This is a genomic window from Shewanella sp. 4_MG-2023, from assembly GCF_030548015.1.
Taxonomy (GTDB): Bacteria; Pseudomonadota; Gammaproteobacteria; order Enterobacterales; family Shewanellaceae; genus Shewanella.
In genome coordinates this window covers 1-668 of sequence record NZ_JAUORL010000088.1, presented here as the reverse complement: position 1 = coordinate 668, position 668 = coordinate 1, and the positions used below count along the sequence as shown (strand labels likewise).

Below are 668 nucleotides of genomic sequence, written 5' to 3'. Positions count from 1 at the left end.
GAGACATCAAAGCGTAAGTCTAAGTCGCCATTAAAGTCCGCATCTGGGGTAATCGTGAAGCTGCCATCTGGGTTAGCTACAACTGTTGCATTATCACCTACTGATAGGTTTTCAGCGCTTAGGCTGTCACCATCGATGTCAGTTGCATTAGCCAGTAATTGCTCCTGGCTTAGGGTGATTGAGCCATCTTCGTCCACTGAGTAAGCGACATTGCCATCAACTACGGGTGCGTCATTAACCGCCAGTGTAGTAATGCCAGCGGTGGTTTCAGCAGTCGCGCCGTCATCATCGATGATGGTGACATCAAGACTGATTTCGCCGTTGAAGTTCTCATTTGGCGAGAAGGTCACTGAGCCATCTTGGTTTTGAACCAGGATACCGTCGGTGCCAGAATATGACACTGAGTCTAGGCTGACGGTGCCATCCACATCACTTGAGTTCGCTAATAGCTGCTCAGCGCTAATGGTGATTTGGCCGTCTTCGTTGACTGTGTAACTTGTGCTGCCCGCTACCGGTGCATCGTTGACATCCGTAACCGCGATGTCGATGTTAGCTGGGGTCACAATGGTGCCATCACTGACACCAAATTCAAGCTGTAAATCACCATTGAAGTTTTCATTTGGCGCAAAGCTATGGGTGCCATCACCGTTGTCGGTAAGCACACCGTC

Annotated in this window: 1 protein-coding gene; it reads right to left on the bottom strand. The window is 49.9% G+C overall.

Annotated elements, in window-relative coordinates; all coding sequences use genetic code 11:
* Positions 1–668 (bottom strand): tandem-95 repeat protein (locus tag Q4546_RS19160; RefSeq protein WP_303446859.1); only part of this gene is annotated, 668 nt, incomplete at both ends.